We start from the raw sequence: 15,677 nt of genomic DNA on the forward strand, positions 1-15,677 counted from the left end.
GATGACGACATGATGCCGCTACCCTCCTTAAGCAGGAGCAGTAGCGGCATTTTTGTATGTGCCTCCGCTCTTGTCATCCGCAGGCAGGAAGATACGGAAGGTACTGCCACCGTTGGCGCTATCCAGTAGTTCCAGCGTGCCGCCATGTCGTTCGATCAGGTGACGCGCCAGCGTCAGGCCGAGGCCGGTGCCAGTTTTGCTGCCGGTGACACGGCCACGGTAATAGCGATTAAAGATTTTCTCGCGCTCATCGGCGGCGATGCCAGGGCCATTGTCGGTGACGTCAATATGCCAGCCTGAGGCTACCGGTTCTGCACGCAGCACCACGGTACTACCACTCGGTGTGTATTTGACCGCATTGTTCAGCAAGGTGCTGATGACCAGGCGCAGGATGTCGGCGTCCGCGCGGACTGGTTTTTTGACGCGTTCCGAATCGATCAACAGTTTATGGTTGTCGGTAAATGGCTTGGCCATATTGACCGCATCTTCGAGTAACAGGTGCAAAGTCGTATCGGTCGCTTGTACGCCCTGACCAAACATTTTCAATCGTTCACTGCTGAGGTAATGCGTGAAGAGTGAGGACAGTCTTTCTGTCGCACGATGGATTTTTTCCAGACGCAGCGGTGCCTTGGCAGATCCCTGTTCACCTTCACGTGTCATGTTTTGTGCAGCGGCATCGATCACGGCGAGTGGGGTGCGTAGTTCATGTGACACCATTGCGATGAATTGCTGCTGTTCTTCATGCGCGGCACGTTCCTGTGCCAACGCCTTTTCTACTTCTTCCATCGCTACCAATAAAGCCTGGGTGCGTTCGGCCACCTGTTTCTCCAGTTCGCGTTCCGAGCTGCGCACCATTTCGATGATGCGGCTTTGCGCATTTTCATTTGCTTCCCGCATGCGCTGATAGCGTTTGGTGATCGCATAGAACACCGTCAGGAAAACCAGTACCGAGGATGTCGCAGTGGAGTAATTCAGGAAGTCATTGCGCACATAGCCGCGTATTGCCAGGAACTGCAACATGATAGCCACCACAAAAGTACTGCAGGCAATGAAGAAGGGCAGGCGTACTTCTATATTGCTGCGCAAGACATGTTTGACCAGGATCAGCAGCGCCAGTGGCCCGGTCAGGAAGGTGATGGCGAAGGAGAGCAGGTTGATCGCAGTTTCGAAGCGACTGGTCACTGCAACGCCGACTATCAGCAAGGCATAGCCGCGTAGCGTCCACAGGTAGATCTTGCTCAGGCGCGGACGCAGTTCACGCATGCCGACAAAGCGGAACAGGAATTCGACCGAAGTCACCATCCCCGCCACCAGGCCGAAGAAGCGCATGTAATTCAGCTGCTGCATATAGTCGGCACCGAAGGCGGCGCGCACCGAGCTGGTGGCGGGCAGATTCATGATGACGACGCAGATGACGTAGAGCGCGAAGTAAAGATAGACACCGTCACGGATCGCACGCTCGAACCAGAGTGCGGTCAGGATCAGCAGGATGCAAATCCCGGTGCGTATACCCCAGATGAATTCTTCCTTGGCGGTCGCGCGCGCATAAGCCGAAGGTTCCCACAGCACCAGGTCCTTGGCCATGATCTGGCCGGTGTGTACTTTCATATAGAACGTACGTGGCTGGCCATCGTTGATGACGATCTTGTAGAGCGGATTGCGATAGTCGGTCGCGCGCAGAGGCACGACTCGCTCACCATCCGTATAGAACTCTACATCTTTCGGATAGTAGTAAGCCATTTGTTCGGTGGCGGCAGGCATTTGTAACTCCAGCCACCACTCTTGTGGTTGTGCCGAATCCGGTTGCAGTGTTGCTTTCAGCCAGGCGGTGTTGTTGCGGCCTATTTTTTGTAATACCTCGGGTCTGGTTTCAAACTTCTGCGCCATGTCCGGCTGCATGACATCTGTTAGCGTCAGTTTTCCGTCGGGATCGATCAGACTTTCTATCCGCGACGAGATATCGATGCGTTCCTGATCCAGCGCTATCGGTTCAGCCAGTACGTAGGAACTACAGAGGAGTAAGAGAAGTAGCCACAGGCGGCACAGGGAGGAAGACATATGCGTACAGATGACGGAGCTTGGCGTCGGACATGAAAAAGATGACGCATGATAACAGCTGGCAACAAGGCAGCATAAGGCCTGGCGCGGGGTTGTGGGTTTAAAACCTCAGCTGCAGCTGGCTATCGAACTGATGTTGTTTGCCTGAGATGGGGTCGGTGAAGCGTACCGATTTGGCCAGCAATTGCAGTGGCTGGCTGTAGTCTTGTGCCGCCCCTTCATCCGGATATAGATGTGGGTAGATGCGGTCATTCACGATGGGGATGCCGAGTGCCGCCATGTGGGCGCGCAGCTGGTGCTTCTGGCCGCTGACGGGTTGCAGCAGGTAACGACCGTGCTCGCCCTGGGTTTCCAGCAGGGAGATATCCGTTTCGGCATTCGGCTCGCCGGCGACTTCGCACATCTTCATGAAGGCATCGCTTTCAACCAGGCGACTGCGATAGGTAGTTGGCAGCACGAGATCGCTGCGCAGCGGCGCAATGGCCTGGTACTCCTTGCTGACACTGCGCTCACGGAACAGGGTTTGATACAGATTACGTGTGTGTGGCTGTATTGTGAATAGCACCAGCCCGGCAGTCTCCCTGTCGATGCGATGCATGGGAGCCAGCGTGTCTATGCCGAGGGAACGCTTCAGGCGTACCAGCAAGGTTTCCTGCAAATAGCGTCCGGCGGGCGTGACCGGCAGGAAGTGCGGTTTGTCGACCGCGATCAGATACTCATCCTGATACAGCACCACCTCATCGAAGGGGATGCGTGGCTCTGCCGGCAGGCTGCGGTAGTAATAAATTTTGCTGTGTGGCTGATATGGGCTGGCAGGTGTCAGTTCCTGTCCGTCGGCAGCGATGACATCACCGCGCTGCATGCGCGCCAGCCATTCGCTATGTGGAATCGCCGGGAAGTGTGCGCACAGGAAGTCCATGATGGTCGGCCAGGTTCCGGCCGGGAGCGCAACGCTGCTGGGACCGACGCCATCCTTGCTGGGTGGCTGCTGGGCTGGAGCCGCTTTCACTCGCTGTCTGCATCCAGGCGTTTGGCGCGTTGCAAGCGCCATTCCCAATCAGGCTCTCCGCCGTATACGTCTTCCAGCGTGGTGTCGGTTTCCTGCATCTTGGTATCGAGAGCAATGCGGTTATCGAAGACGAAGCATTCGCCTTCCCAGTCCTTCTCCGCATCCGGCATCTCGAGGAAGTAGTTGAGGATGCCGCCTTCCAGTTGATAGACCGGCACGCCCATGTCCAGCATCCACGCGCTGGTTTTTTCGCAGCGTATGCCGCCGGTGCAGTACATTGCCACGCGCTTGCCGCTGGCCTGCCATTCCGGCACATGCTCTTCTATGTATTTGGGGAAGTCGCGGAAGTTATCGACGCCGGGGTCGACCGCATTCTTGAACTTGCCGAGTTTGTATTCAAAGCTGTTGCGGTTATCGATCACGACCACGTCGTCCTGCGCGATCAGTTCGCGCCATTCTTGCGGGCTGACATCGATCCCGGTGCGACCGATCGCATCGACGTTGTCGACACCGAGGAACACGATCTCGGATTTACGGTGCACTTTCATGCGGGCAAACGGTACCGTTTTGCAGGCACTGCGTTTGAAAACGATATTGCTGAATGCGTCATCCAGGCGCGGGTCGGTTTTGAGCGCGTGCTCGAAGCTATCCAGTGCGGCAGCTGTACCTGCCAGCACACCGTTAATGCCTTCATCGGCGATCAGGATGCTGCCTAACAGGTCGCGTGTCAGTTCACGGCATACCGTGACGACCGCATCGGCATCTGCCAGTCTGGCAAATTTATAAAAAGCGATGTGGAATTGCTCTGCGGCTGGGGCTAATGTCGAATTCATAGCGCGAATTGTCGCAGAAATTGCGCCGCAAGGCGTTAATGACAAGGAGACAAGTCCATGAAAAAAGCCGACTCAAATGGTCGGCTTTTCTATGGATGAGTTCAGCTTAATCAGGTCTGTGTAATTTCTCTGCTTCCTGTTTTTGCTTGCCGGAAGAGAAGATATCCCACAGCGTCATGAACAGGGCGGCGATGACCGGGCCGATCACAAAGCCGTTCAGGCCCAGCAGCGCCATGCCGCCGACGGTGGAGATCAAAACGATAAAGTCCGGCAGCGCAGTGTCCTTGCCGACCAGGATGGGGCGCAGGATGTTGTCGACCAGGCCAATCACCAATACGCCAAAGGCGATCAGACTGACGCCTTGCCAGATTGCACCTGTCAGCAGGAAGTAGATCGCAACCGGAACCCAGATCAGCGCCGCACCGACCGCAGGCAGCAACGACAGAAAGGCCATCAGCACTCCCCACAGCAAAGCGCCCTGGACACCGAGGAACCAGAAGGCGATGCCGCCGAGCGCGCCTTGCACAGCAGCAACGATGATATTGCCTTTGACAGTGGCGCGGATGGCGGTGGTCAGGTTGTTGAAGAGGGTGCGTTTGTGATCCGGATTCAGTGGTGCTGCTGCGCGGATGCGGGCAGCGATCTTGTCACCGTCACGCAGCAGGAAGAACAGCATGTACAACATGATGGTGAAGCTGATCAGGAAGTTGAAGGTGTTTTGCCCGATGCTGATGGCCTGCTTGGTGATGAATTCACTACCTTGTACCGCTGCTTGCGACAGCTTGGCCTGCAAGGTGGCGACATTGGTGAGGCCGAATTTATCCATCTGGTTGACGACCCAGGTCGGCAGTGCGGCAACCACTTTTTCAAAGTAGACACTGAAGTTCAGTTGGCCGGAGCGGATGTTGCTGTACAGGTTGGTCGCTTCATGTACCAGTGAAATCGAAATCAGCACCAGCGGCAGGATCACAACCACCAGGCAGATACCCAGTGTGGCGAGTGCTGCCATATTGCTGCGCTGGTTCATTTTGATCAGCAGTTTGCGGTAGAACGGCGAAAACAGGATGGCCAGTACCGCGGCCCAGAATACTGCGCCATAGAAGGGCAACAGGATACCGATGAAGGCTACCGAGAAGGCAATCAATAAGGCCAGGAAAGTCTTTTGCTGGATTTCGGGATAGTTCATATAGGAGGCCTTGTGTACGGAGCTTCGGGTGTTGTTGCTTATGCTACCCGAAGTTATGCACAAAGTGAGAGCGCTAACTCACATAAGCGCGCTGTGATGCGGGATAGCGTCGGTCGGTAGGCACAGAATCAGGAAACTGCAGACGAAAAAAAGACCGGCGCGTAGGCCGGTCTTAAGAGTTACACCTAGTTACCGTGTGACTATTATTCTGCTGGTTTGCTCATGTGTTTAGCACGCATTGGTTTCAATACGAACCATGCCATCAGAGCTGCAACAGCGTTCAGTGCACTAGCTACGACGAACACTGCGTACCAGCCGCCGGTTGCCGAAGCCAATACTGCCGACAGTGGAACCAGCAGGGAAGCTGTACCTTTAGCTGTGTACAGCAGGCCAGCGTTCGATGCTGCGTATTTGCTGCCGAATGTATCTGCGCAAGTCGATGGGAACAGCGAGTAGATTTCGCCCCATGCAAAGAACACGATACCGGTCAGGATAACGAATGCGAATGGGTTGTGGCCGTAGTGGAACAGAGCCAGGATACCAACTGCTTCGATAGCAAATGCGATGAACATGGTTGGTTCACGACCGATTTGATCCGATACCCAGCCGAAGAATGGACGGGTCAAGCCGTTCAGTACGCGGTCGATAGCCAGAGCGAATGTCAGTGCTGGCAGTGTCAGACCCATCATGCTGACTTGTACGTCGAACACTTTGAAGTCACGAGCGATCGAACCCAGTTGCGCAGTTGCCATCAGGCCACCAGCTGCAACCATCACGAACATTGCGTACATGATCCAGAAAACTGGTTCACGCAGAACTTCGCTTGGTTTGTAATCACGTTTGGTTTGTTGAACGTTTGCGACTGCATCGCCTTTTTTGTGCTCAGGAGCACGCGACAGGCACAGAGCAACCAGAACCACGATGATGCCTTGGCCGATACCGAAGTACAGGAACGCATCTTGGTAGCCGCGGGTAGCGATCATTGCCGAGATAGGGATGATGGTTACAGCAGAACCAGCGCCGAAACCAGCAGCGGTCAAGCCAGCTGCCAGGCCGCGACGGTCCGGGAACCATTTCAATGCGTTACCAACGCAAGTACCGTATACAGCGCCAGCGCCGATACCGCTGATAACAGCTGCAAAGTACAGAGTTGCGAGGGAGTCAGCGAACGAGTTGATGAACCAGCCCACACCGCACAATACACCGCCGACCAGAACAACTGGACGTGGACCGAATTTATCTACGAACCAGCCTTCGATAGGTACCAACCATGTTTCGGTCAGAACGAAGATGGTAAATGCGACTTGAATTGCAGCGCGGCTCCAGCCGTGTTTTGCTGCGATAGGATCGACGAACAGTGTCCAGCCGTATTGCAAGTTCGCAATCATTGCCATGGCAACGATACCCAGGATCAATTGGATCCAACGGTACGATGCTGAGCGAGTAACAGTGCCTTCAGCACCGATAGTAGTTGCTTGATTCATTTTTGCCTTCTCTCAACTCTCAAGTAGAAAATGCACGTCATAATTCAGGATCAGGACGTACCCTCGTTGTAATAAACAACGGATGATTCATTTCGATCATTTGCAACCGCATCGATCTGTCGGAAAAGTTTGTAGCTCATCCAAACTCGTGCGCGGCTCGTGTTTATTTAATTCAACGACGCTACTATCGAAGAAGCGCGCATCGTTTGCTAGGGCTGAAAGCAATAATATGAGATATTCATGTTGTGGATATCACGTATTCGCGTGGCGCAAAAAAATGTGAATTGTGGATACCACGTAAGAATTTTGTGGATACTACGTAGAAATTGCGAAATGGAGTGAAAGTGGCGCTGTGCTTGATGTTGCGCCTGATGCAGCGAATATGTGGTCACTTATTCAAGGCCATAAGTGAACAATTATCCGGCAAGTGAAACAGCTGCAAACACCAGATGAACCATGCTTGTTTTCAGGTGTTTGCGGAGGGGATGCAGGTGCTTTAAGGACAGAACTTACATCCAGTATTTCGGATACGAGCGTTCTTTCGGGATATTGTTGAACACCAGGGCGACCAGTACCACGATGATGCTACCGATCAGGGTAGGTGTCAGCAAGAAGCTCCGGGCTGGTGCTGCCAGCATCACAATCACAGGGTTGGAGCCAGCCGGTGGATGTACGGTGCGGGTAAGCTGCATGACAGCGATTGCAGTACCGGCTGCCAGTGCCATGCTCCACCAGTGTGCGCCGAACAGGGTCAGGAACAACAAGCCGATCAGGGATGACAGGAAGTGACCGCCGATCGCATTGCGCGGTTGCGAGAACGGGCTTTCAGGGAAGCCAAAGATCAATACACAGCTCGCGCCGAAAGAGCCCAGCACCAGCGGTACGTGGCTGATGTCGGTGGCGATGGCGACAGCAGCGATGGCAAGAAAGCCGCCGAGCCACGAAAGTGCAATATGACGCATGGGCGCACGTGGTGGCAAGGCGGTACCACCGCGCATTTTGGAGAAAAATGAATTCATAGCTTGTCCGTAGTAAGTTTGGGTTGATCCGGGTCTGTCGGTATCTGATGTGCGTCAGATAAATTCCTGTTACTTGAAAAGACAGACAGATCTGTATAGTATCGATACCGATACGTGACTGCAATACTTCTTTTTTGATTTGTGGGAAAAAAGCAATGGTGGATAAACGGGAAGTCCTGGTGCAGACGGCGATGAAACTGTTTGCGCAAGGCGGCTATACAGGCGTAGGCATAGATCGCATCATCGCCGAGGCAGGGATAGCGAAGATGACGCTATATAAGTACTTTCCATCGAAGCAGGATCTGATCATGGAAGTGCTGACGCAGCGCGATGTATTTTTTCGCACTTCGCTGATGAGCTATGTCGACCAGCAGGAGGGGCAGGCGCAGAAGATACTCGCGCTGTTCACCTGGCATGACCAATGGTTCAAGCGCAAGGACTTCAACGGCTGCATGTTCATCAATGCCGCTGCCGAATTCCATGAGCGCAAAAATCCCATCCATCAAATCTCGGCGCTGCACAAAAACCTCATCATTGACTATATAGAGTCATTGTTACGGGAAACACACGGTGCGCAGGCCCACAAACTGGCTACCCAGATCAATATGCTGCTGGATGGCGCCATTGATGCCGCCCATTTGACCGGCAATCCTGATGCCGCCATGCAAGCATGGGAAGTCGCGCAATACCTGGTTGAGCGCCCGCACTGAATATATCCGCCGCCCGGCAGAAGGTGTAAGGTAGCGGCAACAATGTGCCAGAGCGGATAAATATTTTCCATACGATGGAATAAAGCGGCAGCACCATCGTTTACCTCAATGTCAGCGCATTGTTGTGTGCCTAGACGTAAACGATACAAGCCGATGGGCGAGCGTATGGCTTGCCTTGATCGACTTGCCACTATCCATCGAAAAGGAACAAAAATGAAACTCTCACATATCGTATTGTCCGCCGTTGCTGCAGTCGTATTGTCAGGTAGCGCCTATGCGCAAAGTGTTCCGGTCAAGAAAGCGGACGGCATCCTGGTCACCACCAGTGGCATGACGGTCTACACCTTTGACAAGGATGTTGCCGATAGCGGCAAGAGCGCTTGTAACGGCCCTTGCGCTACTGCATGGCCACCAGTTTCCGCCAAAGACGTCAAAGTCAGCGCACCGTATTCCGTGGTGACACGTGATGACGGCAGTCCGCAGCTGGCTTACAAAGGCAAGCCACTCTATCTGTTTGCATCCGACAAGAAAGCCGGTGATCGTACCGGCGATAACTTCAAGGATATCTGGCACGTCGTTAAGGACTAAGACCTGAGCTACGGTAAGTTGCCATGCAAGATGAACGTGACCGGCTGATCGCCTTTATCCCCCGACTTCGTCGTTATGCCCGTGCGCTGCTGGGTGATCGCACGGGGGCGGACGACCTGGTACAGGACACAATGGAACGTGGCTGGAAGAAACTATCTACATGGCAACGCGGCAGCGATATGCGCGCGTGGCTGTTCGGCATCATGCACAACCTGCATGTCGATCAGGTGCGCAAGCCATCGCTGCCGACCGAAGAGCTGGATGACGACACGCCTGTGCCGGTGTCGCATCACGCGGTGAGTGACGGCCTGGAAATGCGTGACCTGGATACGGCTTTGCGCAGTTTGCCACCGGAGCAGCGCGAGATCCTGCTGCTGGTTGCATTGGAAGAAATGAGTTATGAAGAAGTCGCGGCCACCCTGGGCTTACCGCTGGGTACCGTGATGTCACGATTGTCACGTGCACGCCAGAAGTTGCGTGCACAAATGGAAGGGCGAGCTGTCGTGTCGCTATTAAAGGTAGTCAAATGAGCCAGCACACGGTGACGGAAGCAGATCTGCATGCCTACGTTGACGGCTTCCTGAGTGAAGCGCGGCAACGCGAGGTCGTGCTTTATCTGGCAGAGCGGCCGGAAGAGCAGGCACGGGTGCAGGCGTATCGCGCACAGAATGAAGAGTTGCGTGCCTTGTTCCGGCCAGTATTGGATGAGCCGGTACCGCCGCGACTGAAATCCGGTTTGCGCAGCTGGAGCGAACGCTATGGGCGCTATGCAGCAGCGCTGGTGATTGCACTCGCCGGTGGTGCGGGTGGCTGGGTCTTGCACGGCGCGACACAAACGAATCCCACCCTGGCGCAGTTTAACGGCGGAGTAGCGCCGCTCAAGGTATCGACGCTGGCGCGTCAGGCTGCGGTTGCGCATAGTGTCTACAGTCCGGATGCGCGTCGTCCGGTTGAAGTCAGTGCCGAGCAGGAAGACCAGTTGGTCGCCTGGCTGTCGAAACGTACCGGCAGTCCCATGCGCCCACCCAAGCTGGGCAAGCTCGGCTATGAATTAATCGGTGGCCGTTTGTTGCCAGGTGAAAGCGGCCCGGTGGCGCAGTTCATGTATCAGGATGGCCTGGGGCAGCGCCTGACGCTATATGTGTCGACCGACCAGGCACAGAACAAGGACACCGGTTTCCGTTTCGCGCAGGAAGGTGCGGTGAATGTGTTCTATTGGATAGATGGCAAATTCGGTTATGCTTTATCCGCCGGTATCGACAAAGGCGAACTGGCTAACATCGCGCATGCGGTGTACGAGCAATTGGATAAAGTACAGTAGGCTGGCCAGATAACTACGGAGATCAGCATGCTCTATCAAGGATCGTGTCATTGCGGCTTGCTCAAATTTGAAGCAGAAGGCGAGCTGCAACAAGTGGTGGATTGCAATTGCTCACATTGCAGTCGCAAAGGTTTCCTGCTGTGGTTCGTGCCACGCGCACAAATGAAGATCACCAGCGGTGATGGCAAGTCCACCGTCTACAAATTCAATAAACACCGGATAGACCATCATTTCTGCCCGACCTGTGGTTGCCAGACATATGGCATGGCCAGAGATAAGGACGGCAATGAGATGGCGGCAGTCAATGCACGTTGCCTGGAAGGTGTAGACCTGACCGTATTGAAGGTACAGCACTACGACGGTAAGAGCGCCTGAAGATTACTGCGCCGGATGTTTACGGATAACCGATAGGTTTGCCCGGCAAGTCCGGTAGCGGGATGAATTCGGTTTCGCCTGGTACCGCAGCGAAGCGTTGTAAGCGCCAGTCCTCCTTCGCTTGCTCCAGTCGTTCTATCGAGCTCGAAACAAAATTCCACACCAGGTAACGCGAACCATCCATGGGTTCACCGCCGAGCAGCATCAGGCGGGTAGTGCCGTTGCTGCCATTGCGCAAGGTAACGGCGGTATTGGCGCGCAGTACCAGCAACTGGCCGGGACCGTAGACACCATCACGGCCGAGGTCGAGCTGACCTTCGACTACATAAATAGCTTGTTCCGGATACTCGGCCGGTACGTCCAGTCGCGCCTTGGGTGCCAGTGCGACATCAACATAAAACAAATCCGATAGCGTAGGGACGGGCGAGCTTTTGCCGAAAAAGCTGCCAGCAATAATCTTGGCCGATGCACCGTCGCCTTCAAGTATCGGTAAATCGTTGGCCGCTACGTGCACGAAGCCGGGATCGGTTTCTTCATACTTCTTTGGCAGTGCGACCCAGCATTGCAATCCTTCGATGGATGAACCACTGGCGCGCAAGGCTTTGCCGGTACGTTCCGAGTGCACGATGCCGCTGCCTGCGGTCATCCAGTTCACTGCACCGGGTTGTATGGTTTGGATAGAGCCGACGCTGTCGCGGTGTTCGATCTCGCCATCAAAGAGATAGGTCACGGTAGCGAGACCGATGTGTGGATGCGGACGCACGTCCAGGCCGTGACCGGCGGTGAATACGTGCGGCCCCATCTGGTCGAGGAAAACGAAAGGACCGACCATGCGCTTCTGCGAAGTAGGCAGGGCGCGCCTTACTTCAAAGTTATCGCCGAGATCGCGCGTACGCGGGATGACGACGGTTTCCAGTACGCTTTGGTCGGTATCCATATACGGTCCTGACTTGAATTGGCTTTAGTTGGCTTGCGTGATGATCTTGATTTCACCCGACAACGCTTTGTGTACCGGGCACTTGTCAGCGATCTTGTTCAGGCTGTCTTTTTGTTCAGCGCTCAGGTTGCCATGATAGTGCAGGGTGCGGTTGAATACATAAGCACCATCCTGCTCACCAGCGACCACGGTTACGTCGACTTTTTCCAGCGGGATTTCCTTGCGGCCAGCGTACATATTCAATGTCACTGCAGTGCAGGCACCGAGTGCGGCTGCCAGCAAATCGTGCGGCACAAAGCCTGCATCATCGCCGCCAAATGCGGATGGCGCATCAGCGATGAGTGTGTGTGGACCGGCTGCGACGATGTGTTGCAGTTTGCCTGCACCTTTGGTGACTTTGATTTCCATCTGTAAATACCCCTAAATAGTTGCGTGATTGATCATGTTCCGTACGACATCTGCGTGCCTGCAAGAGGCGCAGCGCGACACCACTATAGCCTAGCCAGAAATCTGTCGTCTTGATCTGGGTTTGGTTTGCTGATCTGCAATCTTTCAAAAGAGTCATGCCAAAAACGCATGTCTTCACAAAAAATTCCAACTCTTATATATGACATAAGACATTTGAGTTAAAATGTGGATCGCGGCTTTTACACAAAGCTTACGCGCTCTAGTTATCTTGATCATGGATAGGACAACAACATGCCTAACAGCAGCACGCAGCAGCAAATTCCGGTCACACTTATTCCCGGTGATGGCATCGGCCCTGAAATCGTTGATGTGGTTGTGCGCGTATTTGATACGCTCGGCAATCCGTTTGCATGGGAAACCCAACAAGCTGGCGTGAACGCGCTGGAAAAACATGGCGATTTGTTGCCGCAGGCTACGCTGGACAGCATCAGCCGCACCGGCCTCGCCCTGAAAGGCCCGTTGAGCACACCAGTCGGCGGCGGCTTCCGCTCCGTCAACGTGCGCCTGCGTGAAACCTTCCAGCTTTACGCCAACGTACGTCCTGCCCGCACCATCGTGCCGGGCGGCCGTTACGAAAAAATCGACCTGGTATTGATACGTGAAAACCTCGAAGGCCTGTACGTCGGTCACGAGCACTATGTACCTATCGGCGATGACGCACATGCAGTGGCCATGGCGACCGGTATCAATACCCGTGCCGGTAGCCGTCGTATTTCCAAGTTCGCATTTGACTACGCGGTGCGCAACAACCGCCGTAAAGTCACCATCGTGCACAAGGCGAACGTACTGAAAGCATTGACCGGCCTGTTCCTGGAAACGGCGAAACAGGTTGGCCTCAACTACGCAGACCAGATCGAATTCAACGATCGCATTGTTGATGCCTGCGCGATGCAACTGGTACTGAATCCATGGCAGTTCGATGTCATCGTTTCCACCAATTTGTTCGGCGATATCCTGTCGGATCAGATCGCAGGTCTGGTCGGCGGTTTGGGTATGGCACCGGGTGCGAATATCGGTGAACGCGCAGCTATCTTTGAAGCAGTGCACGGCTCGGCACCGGATATCGCCGGTAAAGGCATGGCTAATCCGACCGCACTCTTGCTGGCGGCAGCGTTGATGCTGGAGCACAAAGGCCAGAAAGAGAAAGCGACTTTCCTGCGTGATGCGATTGATTCGGTACTGAGCACCGCAAGCGGTCGTACCGCTGATCTTGGCGGTACCGTCTCTACATCCAAGTATGGCGATCTGTTGATAGAGCGCATACGCGACATGCAAAAATAAATCTCTGTATCCGGCAGTTGTTTATCGACTGCTTATAAGAAAAACGCATGATGAATTTGTTCCATCATGCGTTTTTTATTTTTGCGGACTGTTTGCTTGTGGACGGGTTGGTATACGTAACACCGTCGCCGCACCTATCGCAGCCAGTACCAGCAAACTCAGCTGTATCCACGGGCGTCCGGAAAAACTCCAGATCGACACGGCAATCATGAGGGACATCGAGCCTATCGCCACGCACTTGGTACGCACTGTCAGGCTGCGATGTTCTTCCCAGTTGCGCAGCATGGGGCCTATCAGCTGGTGCTGCAGCATCCACTGATGCACACGCGGCGAGGCTTTGGCAAAGCAGGCTGCGGCCAGCAGGACGAAAGGTGTGGTCGGTAAGCCTGGCAGGAAGATGCCGATGATGCCCAGCGCCAACGCGATGCCGCCGGTTAAACCGTAGAGTGCCTTGGCCAGACGCGAGCGCGGTTTGTTTTCTGTTGGGGCTGTCGGCATGAAGCGGATAGGTATTGAATAGTGAGATTCGGTACGTCGTTATCAACTGATAAGGAGCGCATCCGGAACAAGAATACATGGTTCTGATGATCTGTATGTGGGGTTGAAAAGCTGGACAGGGCTCCACGTCCAGCTTTTCTGCATGTGCTGCGGTTTCATTTATGCAACGCACACGCATTTGTATAAATCCGCGCATTGCAATTGTAGCGGCTTCTCGGCTATTATGAGAATAATTCTCATTTGCATTGATGTCTTACTCGCAATGTCTGCCACTGACACCCTCCTGCAGCAGCAAGTCCACACGCTATACAGCAACCACCATGGTTGGCTGTTCGGTTGGCTGCGCAAAAAGTTGGGTTGCGCACACAATGCGGCCGACATCGCACAAGACACTTTCCTGCGCATACTCACCGCGCAAGACAAACGCAGCGACCTGGATTTGCGCGAACCGCGCGCCTACCTGACCACGGTCGCCGGGCGCGTCATATTGAATCACTATCGTCGCCTGTCGCTGGAACGTGCTTATCTGGAAGCATTGGCGCTGGTACCGGACATGTACGCACCGGCACCTGAAGACCGCCTCATCATCCTCGAAACCCTGCACGAAATCGACGCCATGCTGGACGCCTTGCCGCACAAGGCGCGCACGGCGTTCCTGCTCGCGCAGTTTGAAGAACTTAGCTATGCGGAAATAAGTGTGCGCCTTGATGTCAGCGTGCGCACGGTCAAGCGCTACATGGCGCAAGCGTTCGAAGAATGCATCATGCTGGACCTGTAATGACGGCGACTACCTTCAATACTGATGACCGCCGTCCGATAGACCGGGCGATCGCACGTGAAGCGGCGCAATGGCTGGCAGCCTTGTATGACGGCCAGACCGATGAAGATGTTGCTGCCTGCAAACGCTGGCGTGCGGCAGATCCGGAGCACGAACGTGCGTGGCAGCGGGCACAACGCATCAATCAGAAATTCGGCATCGTGCCTGGCGCAGTCGGTTTGCCTGCACTGGGTCGCAAGGTACGGGTGGACCGTCGTCGCGTCGTCAAGACGCTGCTGCTCTTCATGCTGGCCGCGCCGGTTGGTTATGCATCGTATCGCTATACGCCGTGGGCAGCGATGAATGCAGATTACCGGACCGCGAAAGGCGAACATCGCGAGATCAGTCTGGCCGATGGTACGCGCGTCCATCTGGGTACCAATACCAGTATAGATATTGCTTACGATGGCACGCAGCGCCTGTTGCGTCTGCATGCCGGTGAAATTGAAGTGAGCACAGGCAGTGATGCCGACCATGCTGGTTATCGTCCTTTCATCGTGCAAACAACGCAAGGGCACATACGCGCGTTGGGTACACGCTTCGTCGTGCGTAAGGATGAAGGCGCGACTACCACCCGAGTCAGCGTACTCGAGCATGCGGTCGAGATCAGACCGCAGGCGGCAAACGGCAAACTGATCGTACTCAATGCCGGACAGCAAACGCGCTTTAGTGTCAGCGGTTTTGACATGGTCGAGGCGATTGATCCGCATGTGGTGGACTGGACCAATGGCGTGCTGTTTGCGAGCAAGATGCGTCTGGAAGATTTTGCTGCGGAGTTGAATCGCTACCGGCCCGGCTTGCTGCGTTGTGATCCGGCAGTGGCTGACTTGCGCATTACCGGCTCCTTCCAGCTCGACAACACTGACAATATTCTGAATGCGCTGCCTGATGCCTTGCCGGTGGAAGTACTGTTCCGTACGCGCTATTGGGTGACGATAGTCGCACCTGCACCGGCAGCAAAGGCTTGATCCGATATTTTAAGTAAAGAATTTTTCCTCTTGTCGATTTCGAACGTCGATATTTCCTTCGCCGGCTCTATGCCGGCATCTTTTTTTAAATACTTTTGTTTTATATGTCCCCTTTGTTGATTTCG

Annotated in this window: 17 protein-coding genes; 8 read left to right on the top strand and 9 right to left on the bottom strand. The window is 54.6% G+C overall.

The window, feature by feature from the left end; translation table 11 throughout:
- Positions 1–27: 27 nt before the first annotated feature.
- The 6 genes from IXC47_RS09880 to IXC47_RS09905 all read right to left on the bottom strand — a co-directional run bounded on the left by IXC47_RS09880 (position 28) and on the right by IXC47_RS09905 (position 7,589).
- Positions 28–2,058, bottom strand: a complete 2,031-nt coding sequence (locus tag IXC47_RS09880) for a sensor histidine kinase (RefSeq protein WP_195875526.1) — start codon at positions 2,056–2,058, stop codon at positions 28–30.
- A gap of 100 nt (positions 2,059–2,158) precedes the next feature.
- Positions 2,159–3,109, bottom strand: a complete 951-nt coding sequence (locus IXC47_RS09885; RefSeq protein ID WP_195875527.1) for a pseudouridine synthase — start codon at positions 3,107–3,109, stop codon at positions 2,159–2,161.
- Entirely contained in the window at positions 3,064–3,900 is an 837-nt protein-coding gene (gene trhO, locus IXC47_RS09890) for an oxygen-dependent tRNA uridine(34) hydroxylase TrhO (protein ID WP_195875528.1), read from the bottom strand. The genes IXC47_RS09885 and trhO overlap by 46 nt, the downstream gene beginning before the upstream one ends.
- Positions 3,901–4,006: 106 nt before the next feature.
- The gene (locus IXC47_RS09895; RefSeq protein ID WP_175624576.1) at positions 4,007–5,086 is read right to left on the bottom strand and encodes an AI-2E family transporter; all 1,080 of its coding nucleotides are present in this window, start codon (positions 5,084–5,086) and stop codon (positions 4,007–4,009) included.
- A 203-nt stretch (positions 5,087–5,289) separates the two neighbouring features.
- Positions 5,290–6,570 (bottom strand): oxalate/formate MFS antiporter, encoded by a 1,281-nt coding sequence (gene oxlT, locus IXC47_RS09900; RefSeq protein WP_175624577.1) that lies wholly within the window; start codon positions 6,568–6,570, stop codon positions 5,290–5,292.
- Between the two features lie 509 nt (positions 6,571–7,079).
- A complete protein-coding gene (locus tag IXC47_RS09905) occupies positions 7,080–7,589 on the bottom strand; it encodes an HPP family protein (RefSeq protein ID WP_195875529.1) in 510 nt (169 codons plus the stop codon).
- Between the two features lie 155 nt (positions 7,590–7,744).
- Here IXC47_RS09905 and IXC47_RS09910 point away from each other — a divergent pair, with 155 nt between their 5' ends.
- From IXC47_RS09910 to IXC47_RS09930, 5 genes are all read left to right on the top strand, one after another.
- A complete protein-coding gene (locus tag IXC47_RS09910; RefSeq protein WP_195875530.1) occupies positions 7,745–8,299 on the top strand; it encodes a TetR/AcrR family transcriptional regulator in 555 nt (184 codons plus the stop codon).
- A gap of 213 nt (positions 8,300–8,512) precedes the next feature.
- Positions 8,513–8,887 carry a COG4315 family predicted lipoprotein gene (locus tag IXC47_RS09915; RefSeq protein WP_175624580.1) on the top strand — a complete coding sequence of 125 codons (375 nt, stop codon included), beginning with the start codon at positions 8,513–8,515 and terminating at the stop codon, positions 8,885–8,887.
- A gap of 23 nt (positions 8,888–8,910) precedes the next feature.
- Complete coding sequence (locus IXC47_RS09920) at positions 8,911–9,417, top strand: RNA polymerase sigma factor (RefSeq protein WP_195875531.1); 507 nt, start codon at positions 8,911–8,913, stop codon at positions 9,415–9,417.
- Positions 9,414–10,208 (top strand): anti-sigma factor family protein, encoded by a 795-nt coding sequence (locus tag IXC47_RS09925; protein ID WP_195875532.1) that lies wholly within the window; start codon positions 9,414–9,416, stop codon positions 10,206–10,208. Before IXC47_RS09920 ends, IXC47_RS09925 begins: the two co-directional genes overlap by 4 nt.
- A gap of 27 nt (positions 10,209–10,235) precedes the next feature.
- Positions 10,236–10,583: a GFA family protein gene (locus IXC47_RS09930; RefSeq protein ID WP_175624583.1), complete on the top strand. Its 348-nt coding sequence runs from the start codon at positions 10,236–10,238 to the stop codon at positions 10,581–10,583.
- A 19-nt stretch (positions 10,584–10,602) separates the two neighbouring features.
- Here the strand turns inward: IXC47_RS09930 and IXC47_RS09935 are convergent, their stop codons facing one another.
- Both IXC47_RS09935 and IXC47_RS09940 read right to left on the bottom strand, forming a co-directional pair.
- The gene (locus IXC47_RS09935; RefSeq protein WP_195875533.1) at positions 10,603–11,520 is read right to left on the bottom strand and encodes a pirin family protein; all 918 of its coding nucleotides are present in this window, start codon (positions 11,518–11,520) and stop codon (positions 10,603–10,605) included.
- Positions 11,521–11,544: 24 nt separating this feature from the next.
- Positions 11,545–11,928, bottom strand: a complete 384-nt coding sequence (locus IXC47_RS09940) for an OsmC family protein (RefSeq protein WP_175624585.1) — start codon at positions 11,926–11,928, stop codon at positions 11,545–11,547.
- Positions 11,929–12,219: 291 nt separating this feature from the next.
- On the opposite strand from IXC47_RS09940, the gene IXC47_RS09945 reads away from it, so the two are divergent.
- Positions 12,220–13,269, top strand: coding sequence for an isocitrate/isopropylmalate dehydrogenase family protein (locus IXC47_RS09945; protein WP_195875534.1), 1,050 nt, complete (start codon positions 12,220–12,222; stop codon positions 13,267–13,269).
- 75 nt (positions 13,270–13,344) lie between these two features.
- Here IXC47_RS09945 and IXC47_RS09950 read toward each other — a convergent pair whose 3' ends face one another.
- Positions 13,345–13,767, bottom strand: coding sequence for a YbaN family protein (locus IXC47_RS09950; RefSeq protein ID WP_195875535.1), 423 nt, complete (start codon positions 13,765–13,767; stop codon positions 13,345–13,347).
- 262 nt (positions 13,768–14,029) lie between these two features.
- On the opposite strand from IXC47_RS09950, the gene IXC47_RS09955 reads away from it, so the two are divergent.
- Positions 14,030–14,545, top strand: coding sequence for a sigma-70 family RNA polymerase sigma factor (locus IXC47_RS09955; RefSeq protein ID WP_175624588.1), 516 nt, complete (start codon positions 14,030–14,032; stop codon positions 14,543–14,545).
- A complete protein-coding gene (locus tag IXC47_RS09960) occupies positions 14,545–15,552 on the top strand; it encodes a FecR domain-containing protein (RefSeq protein ID WP_230089485.1) in 1,008 nt (335 codons plus the stop codon). The genes IXC47_RS09955 and IXC47_RS09960 overlap by 1 nt, the downstream gene beginning before the upstream one ends.
- Positions 15,553–15,677: the final 125 nt, after the last annotated feature.

The sequence above is a fragment of the Herminiimonas contaminans genome, assembly GCF_015645465.1.
GTDB lineage: Bacteria > Pseudomonadota > Gammaproteobacteria > Burkholderiales > Burkholderiaceae_D > Oxalicibacterium > Oxalicibacterium contaminans.

Coding starts and splice junctions, on each gene's coding strand:
- IXC47_RS09915 (WP_175624580.1), top strand. CDS start 8,513: ATGAAACTCTCACATATCGTATTGTCCGCCGTTGCTGCAGTCGTATTG.
- trhO (WP_195875528.1), bottom strand. CDS start 3,900: ATGAATTCGACATTAGCCCCAGCCGCAGAGCAATTCCACATCGCTTTT.
- IXC47_RS09910 (WP_195875530.1), top strand. CDS start 7,745: ATGGTGGATAAACGGGAAGTCCTGGTGCAGACGGCGATGAAACTGTTT.
- IXC47_RS09885 (WP_195875527.1), bottom strand. CDS start 3,109: ATGGCGCTTGCAACGCGCCAAACGCCTGGATGCAGACAGCGAGTGAAA.
- IXC47_RS09935 (WP_195875533.1), bottom strand. CDS start 11,520: ATGGATACCGACCAAAGCGTACTGGAAACCGTCGTCATCCCGCGTACG.
- IXC47_RS09925 (WP_195875532.1), top strand. CDS start 9,414: ATGAGCCAGCACACGGTGACGGAAGCAGATCTGCATGCCTACGTTGAC.
- IXC47_RS09880 (WP_195875526.1), bottom strand. CDS start 2,058: ATGTCTTCCTCCCTGTGCCGCCTGTGGCTACTTCTCTTACTCCTCTGT.
- IXC47_RS09920 (WP_195875531.1), top strand. CDS start 8,911: ATGCAAGATGAACGTGACCGGCTGATCGCCTTTATCCCCCGACTTCGT.
- IXC47_RS09940 (WP_175624585.1), bottom strand. CDS start 11,928: ATGGAAATCAAAGTCACCAAAGGTGCAGGCAAACTGCAACACATCGTC.
- oxlT (WP_175624577.1), bottom strand. CDS start 6,570: ATGAATCAAGCAACTACTATCGGTGCTGAAGGCACTGTTACTCGCTCA.
- IXC47_RS09930 (WP_175624583.1), top strand. CDS start 10,236: ATGCTCTATCAAGGATCGTGTCATTGCGGCTTGCTCAAATTTGAAGCA.
- IXC47_RS09960 (WP_230089485.1), top strand. CDS start 14,545: ATGACGGCGACTACCTTCAATACTGATGACCGCCGTCCGATAGACCGG.
- IXC47_RS09905 (WP_195875529.1), bottom strand. CDS start 7,589: ATGAATTCATTTTTCTCCAAAATGCGCGGTGGTACCGCCTTGCCACCA.
- IXC47_RS09945 (WP_195875534.1), top strand. CDS start 12,220: ATGCCTAACAGCAGCACGCAGCAGCAAATTCCGGTCACACTTATTCCC.
- IXC47_RS09895 (WP_175624576.1), bottom strand. CDS start 5,086: ATGAACTATCCCGAAATCCAGCAAAAGACTTTCCTGGCCTTATTGATT.
- IXC47_RS09950 (WP_195875535.1), bottom strand. CDS start 13,767: ATGCCGACAGCCCCAACAGAAAACAAACCGCGCTCGCGTCTGGCCAAG.
- IXC47_RS09955 (WP_175624588.1), top strand. CDS start 14,030: ATGTCTGCCACTGACACCCTCCTGCAGCAGCAAGTCCACACGCTATAC.